The sequence below is a fragment of the Blautia sp. MSK20_18 genome (genome assembly GCF_020553125.1).
In the GTDB taxonomy this organism is placed as follows: domain Bacteria; phylum Bacillota; class Clostridia; order Lachnospirales; family Lachnospiraceae; genus Blautia_A; species Blautia_A fusiformis.
The window spans coordinates 1-6,578 of record NZ_JAJCGR010000068.1; the positions used below are offsets into that span (position 1 = coordinate 1).

At 48.2% G+C, this 6,578-nt stretch carries 5 protein-coding genes; 2 read left to right on the forward strand and 3 right to left on the reverse strand.

The genetic code is table 11. The features are described 5' to 3' along the window. Positions 1–64 precede the first annotated feature (64 nt). Entirely contained in the window at positions 65–709 is a 645-nt protein-coding gene (locus LI091_RS18010; RefSeq protein ID WP_015526055.1) for a YesL family protein, read from the forward strand. A 169-nt stretch (positions 710–878) separates the two neighbouring features. On the opposite strand, the gene LI091_RS18015 is transcribed toward LI091_RS18010, so the two are convergent. Next, entirely contained in the window at positions 879–2,405 is a 1,527-nt protein-coding gene (locus LI091_RS18015; RefSeq protein ID WP_015526056.1) for a glycoside hydrolase family 31 protein, read from the reverse strand. A 931-nt stretch (positions 2,406–3,336) separates the two neighbouring features. On the opposite strand from LI091_RS18015, the gene LI091_RS18020 reads away from it, so the two are divergent. Then, entirely contained in the window at positions 3,337–4,164 is an 828-nt protein-coding gene (locus LI091_RS18020) for an AraC family transcriptional regulator (protein WP_110104211.1), read from the forward strand. A gap of 143 nt (positions 4,165–4,307) precedes the next feature. Here LI091_RS18020 and LI091_RS18025 read toward each other — a convergent pair whose 3' ends face one another. Both LI091_RS18025 and LI091_RS18030 read right to left on the reverse strand, forming a co-directional pair. Then, positions 4,308–5,909, reverse strand: coding sequence for an ABC1 kinase family protein (locus tag LI091_RS18025; protein WP_265191435.1), 1,602 nt, complete (start codon positions 5,907–5,909; stop codon positions 4,308–4,310). Positions 5,910–6,051: 142 nt separating this feature from the next. Continuing rightward, positions 6,052–6,483 (reverse strand): phasin family protein, encoded by a 432-nt coding sequence (locus LI091_RS18030; RefSeq protein WP_180215041.1) that lies wholly within the window; start codon positions 6,481–6,483, stop codon positions 6,052–6,054. Between the last annotated feature and the right edge of the window lie 95 nt (positions 6,484–6,578).

Below are 6,578 nucleotides of genomic sequence, written 5' to 3' on the forward strand. Positions count from 1 at the left end.
TGAAGTAGGAATGAAACATAGAAGTTTATAACTTTTTATAAGTTTTCAGTAACGGTATTTCGTTATGAATCTTTTAAATGAAGATAATGTCGTCCATGTATTTCTCAACAAGCTGGGTGACATCGTGATCGCCAATCTTCTTTTTATTCTCTGCTGCATCCCCGTGATCACCATTGGGCCATCACTAACTGCCCTTTATCACTGCATGATGCGTACAGTAAAAGGGAATAACAACGGCACAACGAAAACATTTTTCAGAGCTTTTAAGGAAAACTTCAAACAGTCACTGATCATATGGCTGCTGATCCTTGCTGCCGGAACCATGCTCATCCTGAATATCCGCTTTCTGCTCCATGCAGAAGGAAGCGCTGCACATATGCTGTTTTATCTTTCTGTGGGGGTTCTGACTTTGCTGATAATTTTTACTTTATACATATTCCCGGTAATCGCAACCTTTGCTAATACACTGGGGGCACTTTGCAGAAATGCATTTCTGCTGGCATTTATGCATTTCCCCACAACGATCGCCATTGCGGTGATCACGATCTTTCCATTGTATATGACATATCTCGATGCAAAGCTACAGCCACTTTACGCATGCTGCTGGTTTTTCTTTGGATTTGGACTTGTAGCTTTTATAAATTCGATGCTGTTGTATCGATTTTTTAAGAAGCTGCTTCCTCCGGAGGAGGATATTTCGCTTTTGTGATGAAAAGCTTGGGAAAATTGTTATTTATTTAGATATAGTATTTTTAGATATAGTATTTTCGCTTTTCAAAGCGGAGGAAATCTGCGAGGGGGAAAGCACTCAGAGTTGCGAAGCCCGTTTTTCCCCCTCGCGCTCCCCCTTTCCGGGCACGCAATTGTTGTGCGTTGTCCTACACTCTCCTCAAAACAACCAGCCCATCATTCTCACCAAGAACCACATTCCGGCCACCATTCAGTACATCACCCTCAGTCTCTCCAAGGCTAACACACCTCCACTGCCCCTCAGGCAAAGTCACACTTCTGACAACCTCCCCCTGCTTCCAAACAGGCGCCACCAAAAGCGCATCACCAACCATAAACTGATCCATCACCCTCTCCATACCCTGTCCAGGGAAAACAAACTCCATAGAACGGGCAATCGGCTCACCAGTAACTTTCGCACACTCTACAGCCTTGAAAATCTCCGGCAGACATTTCTCTCTGAGCGCCAGCGCAGCCTTAACCTTCTGAAAATCCGCCTCAGGCAGCACCCTCCACGGAGAAGCCGAAAACTGCATCACCGGCATCAAAGCCGCGATCTGTGCATACCGCACAAACATCTCCGGCGTACACGCATTCTCATTCCCATTCAAAAAGCAGGTATACTCACCCCCGCCAATCATATCCGGACTGCCAAAAGGATGCCCAGTAAGCCCCTGGAGCAACGTATCCGGGATCAATCCCGCAATACCACTCTCATCCCACTTCGTCTGCTTATCACAAAGTCTCTGCATCAGAGAATAACCCCCGGCCCGGAAACACACTCTCAGCTCATTAAACGCAAACTGCTCTCCAAACTCAGCCCAAAGCCTGGACAACTCATCCGTAGAAACATCACGGAACAGCTTATCACCCGCATGATAATAACAAGGATCACCCGCGTCCAGTTTAAAGCCATCCACACCCATATCCGTCAGAACATCCAGCTGATCCTTCAGCCACTTCATCGCATCCGGATTCGTCAGATCCAAAGCTGCAGAATACCCATTCCACCACTCCAGGATACGAGGTTTTCCCTCCGGAGTTTCAATCAGAAAATGCTTATCCCTAGCCTCCCGGAACTCCAACGTATCCGGAGTAATAAACGGACAGATCCACAGCATCACAGAAAATCCCATCTCATGCAATTCTTTGAGCATCGCCTTCGCATCCTTGAAATTATCCCCCCTGAACTGCCACCTTCCATAATAAGGAGACCAGCCATCATCGATCATCAGAACACCGGATGGAAAACCATTTTCCAGAATACCTTTTGCATATTTCAGGATATTCTTCTGGGTCTGATAATAGGTAAGTTCGATCCAGGAATTGTATACCGGTACTTTGAAAAACCTGTCTGAAAGTTTGATCTCATGAAATGGAAAATGCGCTTTCATGGCTGCCAGGTATGCACCTCGCAGATCATTGAAGCCATCTTTCAGAATGATAGGTTCCGGACCTTCCGCCAGGATCTCACCATTTCTGAAAGAAATGTGAAAACCTGCATCGCTCCAGATGTAGCGGCCTTTCGAGGAAAGGAATAAAGGCATGATCTGATTGTGGGTTGGGTTTTCGCGGAAATCCCAGTCCACAATGTCGTCTGCACCTACGGGCTGGCGGTAGCCTTCATAGACTGCACCACCGTACCAGAATTCGTTTTTTAATATAGTTGTTTTCATGTTGAGGCTCCTCCTTTTATATGTAAATCTATTTTTTTAATGTTGAGGTTATTTTTGGGGGTATTAGTGTAAATTTATCCGCTTTTCAAAGCGGAGGAAATCTGCGAGGGAGAAAGCACTCAGAGTTGCGAAGCCCGCTTTTCCCCCTCGCACTCCCCCTTTCCGGGCACGCTATATTGTCGTACGCTGTGGAAATGTGTTAATGTATTGGCACGGCGATGTATTCTACGGTATTGATAATGCTACGCTACACCGATGTATTCATCCTGCTCCGCTGTGTTCCTCTATATTCCTATGTATTGATATCTCATCCCGGCGCCACTGCATTGCCACAACAACTCACCTCCAAGTCGACAGCGAAACGCCTCGACCCATTCTTCCCCGGCAGACCACAGGGAAACTCTGCCTTTCGTCCCAGTCATCCAGCGTAGCGCTGATGACTCATCCAACTCCCGGGAAAACACCACCATTCCCACTCTGAACCAAATCCCCTCTCCGCCAGCCACATTTTCTCCATCCCCTTCCCTCCTCACCTGTAATCCCTCCCGCCATCGCCACTCTATCCCTTCCGCCCTGAAATACCAGCCCGTGAGGTGTGTGCTGCCTGTCGGCGGACTCTGCAGGAGGGGTGCTGATTCTTAGCCGGTGGAAATCTGCGTTGCTTCAAAAATTCTCGCTGTCTGAGCGGCTTCAGACGCGAGTTCGAGAATTTTTAAAGCGCTTTTAGCAGATTTTCAGCGGCTTAGAAGTCAGCCCCCGACGAAGCCCCGCCGACAGGCAGCACACACCTCACGGGCGTCCGTATATCCATATCCATCCTTGCCCTTCCCACACCCAATATTGTATAATCACCTCATACAACATTCCATCCCATTTTGTGACCCAAAATTGCGTTTTTGTTGAATAACCCAAAAACAGGAGGCCCACCCAAATGAAAAACGATTCCAAAGAAACCCAAACCCAGCACACCCTCTCCGTCTACTTCTGCGGCCAGGAAGACTGCGGTCCGAACCACTCCTTCGGCCCGGCCATGCGCCCACACTACCTTCTCCACGTGATCTTCCACGGCAAAGGCATCTACCAGTGCAGCGGCCACACCTACCATCTGAAAGCAGGCGACGCCTTTCTCATCCGCCCCATGGACTCCATCTACTACCGCGCCGACACCTCCGACCCCTGGAGCTATGCCTGGGCAGGCTTTGACGGCTCCGCCTGCAAAGAAATCCTGAAACAAACCGTATTTTCCGACACCCCAATCTTCACCCCGGAAACACCCTCCCGGCAAAACAGCCTCCTCACCCACATGCAAAGCCTACTTGACACCTTTTCCGAAAACAACGGAAACGACCTTGCCTCCACAGGAAACCTCCTCCTGATATTATCCGACATGCAAAAAAAGCCCTCCGAAAGCAGGACCGACATCTCAAACCTGTACTTTCAGAAAGCCTCCGAATACATTAGAAACAACTATGCCTACCCCATCCAGATTTCAGACGTGGCACACTACGTAGGAATCGACCGTTCCTATCTTTACCGGATCTTCATGGAACATGAAAACACCTCCCCAAAACAATATCTCCTGAAACACCGCCTCCAGATGGCAGCCCAGCTTCTCTGCTCCTCCTCCTGCACCATCACAGAAGCAGCTCTCTCCTGCGGCTTCCGGGACGCTCCCTCCTTCTGCAACTACTTCCGCCAGGGAACCGGCTACACCCCAAGGGAATTCCGCAAAGCCTACAGCGGAACCATCTACACCTGACCAAACACCCGCACTCCGTCCTTTACCAGCTGGTCGGAAGATGATAGCTCCTAATCGCAGTTATAACAGCAGACCGAAACAATTCCATAACAGCAAAAAAAGACGGAAACCATCCCGCAGACTCTGCAAATGATCTCCGTCTTTTATTTTTTTCCTGAAAAGAAATGCTTGATAAACACATACAAAACAATAATAAAAGCAAACACATAGCCAAAAGCCCCCAACGCCGGAATCCCCCACAGCTTTGGTTTCATATCTGTAGTACAGATAATGCTGGAACTGATCAGAAGTGCCATCACCCACAGCCCCATCACAATATTCCGCACCAGCCGCCGCAAAAGCCACGCCAGATCATCCGAGGCATGAAGATCCAGATTGATCTTTGTCTGCCCTTTCATACAGCCCTGAAGAAAATCTGCTGCCAGAGAAGGAATATCCACTGCACGTTTCAGGGACCAGGCAAGATTTTTTCCTTCTTTTTTTATCTCACGCTTCCAGTTCCCATTGCTGAACAGCTGCTCCTTGAGCCTTGCCGCAGCAATCTGTGTCATATTGATGTCCGGACATATCTCAGCCAGAACCCCCTCCACATGAGTCAGCCCCCTTGCAAGCATAGTCAGTCCGTGAGGCATCATGATCTTATTTTCTTTCATGACCTCCATCAGGTCCACCATCACTTCAGCCACATCAATGTTCCCCATATCCGCAGTACCGTATTTCTCCATAAGTCCGCGGATATCCTCATAAAGCTTGCTGGAATCCGGTTTGCCTTTAAACTCCCCAAGAGCCAGGACCGCATCCTGGATCTTGCCGATGTTGTTCATGGCAACACCTTCTATGGCTTCGCTGATCAGCTGACGGTCGTGTTCTGTAAGACGCCCCATCATTCCCATGTCGATCCAGACGATCTTTCCCTCCTGAATCCGTACATTTCCGGGATGAGGATCTGCATGGAAGAAGCCATCCTCCATCACCTGTTTGATGAAATTATCCACATATTTCGTTCCGACCTCATTGAGATCATATCCATTCGCCAGAAGATCTGCCCGGTCATTGATCGCAAAGCCGTCAATATATTCCATCACCAGAACATGTGGTGAAATATATTCGCGATAAAGAACAGGCACCTTCACAAATGCCACATCTTTATTCTTCTTCGCAAATTCCGCCATATTGGCTGCCTCTGTGAGAAAATTCATCTCCTCCTGGGTCACGGTCCACAGCTCACTTAAGACCATGTTCAGATCTACCATGCCTTTGATACTTACCGGTGGCATCAGACGCACTGCCTTATGCATCAGTCCGATATCCCGGGCCATAGTCTCATAGATTCCTTTTCGCTGAACCTTGATCACAACCTCTTCCCCTGTTTTCAGAGTTGCCCGGTGCACCTGTGCAATGGATGCAGCTCCAAGGGGCTTCTCATCAATGCGCTGAAATTCCTCCTGCCATGGACAGCCCATGGATTCCTCCAGAACTTCTATCACCTGTGAAAAAGGCATGGACGGCACATCGGAACAGAGTTTCATCAGCTCATCACAGTATATTTTGGGCAAAATATCGGAACGCAGGGACATAATCTGACCCAACTTGATATAAGTTGGGCCCAGGTCTTCCAGTATGAGCCGGAGCTTCTCAGGAGAAACACCCCGGGTAATGGCATGCTTTTTCAGAACGGCTGTGATCTCTCTCAGCCGTTCTCCATATCCGCTTTTTTCTTTTTTCTCCTGTTCTTCTCTGGCCATAAAATTCTCCGTTTACGTTATTAATTCTCTGACAGCTTTCATACTTCCTCTTTGTGCTTAAACTGCCTTTTTGTTTCTGTTCCACCGTCTTGTTCTGTCCGGCTTCTTCCATGAGTTCTGCTGTTTTCTCAGAAGTCTCTTTTTATTCTGCCTCCGGAGCTTCCTCACTCCCGCCGGCTGCTTCTGTTTTCTCTTCTTCAACAGTCTCTGTGGCTGCATCCTCAACAGGCTCTGCTACAGGTACTTCTTCCTCTTTTGCAGCTGCCTCAGCCTGCATGCTCTCGATCTGTGCCTTCACAGCTGCAAGCTGCTCCGGTGTGAGCTTGGAGATCGTCGCCTTAAGCTCCTCCTGCTCGTTCTTTCTGGCTGCGGATTCTTTCACGGAATCTGCTGCTGTCTTAACAGTTGACTTGATATTGTGCTTCAGCTCCTGATTGAGGACCTTTCCCTGCTCAACAGTAAGCTCTCCTTTTTTTACCAGCTCATCCAGGATCTCCTTAGATTTCTCTGCTGTCACTGCTGCTGTACCAATACCCGCCAGTAAAATTTTCTTCAGTCCTTCACCTAATTCCATAATATTTTCTGCCACTCAAAATGTGATTAAACATACTCAAATCGAGATAATGCGGATTCTCACGAATACCGCTTACTGTTTCTTTGTGTATGCTT

Bases quoted from the DNA above. Each gene is read 5' to 3' on its own strand.
- LI091_RS18010 (WP_015526055.1), top strand. From the start codon at position 65: ATGAATCTTTTAAATGAAGATAATGTCGTCCATGTATTTCTCAACAAG.
- LI091_RS18015 (WP_015526056.1), bottom strand. From the start codon at position 2,405: ATGAAAACAACTATATTAAAAAACGAATTCTGGTACGGTGGTGCAGTC.
- LI091_RS18020 (WP_110104211.1), top strand. From the start codon at position 3,337: ATGAAAAACGATTCCAAAGAAACCCAAACCCAGCACACCCTCTCCGTC.
- LI091_RS18025 (WP_265191435.1), bottom strand. From the start codon at position 5,909: ATGGCCAGAGAAGAACAGGAGAAAAAAGAAAAAAGCGGATATGGAGAA.
- LI091_RS18030 (WP_180215041.1), bottom strand. From the start codon at position 6,483: ATGGAATTAGGTGAAGGACTGAAGAAAATTTTACTGGCGGGTATTGGT.